General features: G+C 70.3%; 1 protein-coding gene. It reads left to right on the forward strand.

The window, feature by feature from the left end; all coding sequences use genetic code 11:
- Nucleotides 1-84: 84 nt before the first annotated feature.
- Nucleotides 85-313: transposase zinc-binding domain-containing protein (locus tag AX750_RS12935; protein WP_197432822.1), on the forward strand; the 229-nt coding region annotated here is incomplete at its 3' end.

The raw sequence follows: 313 nt of genomic DNA on the forward strand, positions 1-313 counted from the left end.
TCGCGCTGAAGACCCTGCGCGAGGTGACGAGCCCGCTCGCGCTGCTGGCGCCGCCGCCACCGCCATAGCGGTCCCGCGCCGATTATGGCGCGGCCTGCGCTGGAGGTCGCGGATATCCTAAACCGGCATGGCGAGGCTTATCTTGCGCGTCATCGGCTCATCCGCGGCCAGCTCAAGGTGATGGGTGCCATCCGGGCCTGCCGCACGGCTGCGCTCGGCGGCCATGTCATGCGCTGTAGCGACTGCGATCACCCGACCATCGCCTACAACTCCTGCCGCAACCGGCACTGCCCGCGCTGCCAGGGCGCAGCGG

Source organism: Methylobacterium sp. CCH7-A2, assembly GCF_001557075.1.
Taxonomy (GTDB): Bacteria; Pseudomonadota; Alphaproteobacteria; order Rhizobiales; family Beijerinckiaceae; genus Allobosea; species Allobosea massiliensis.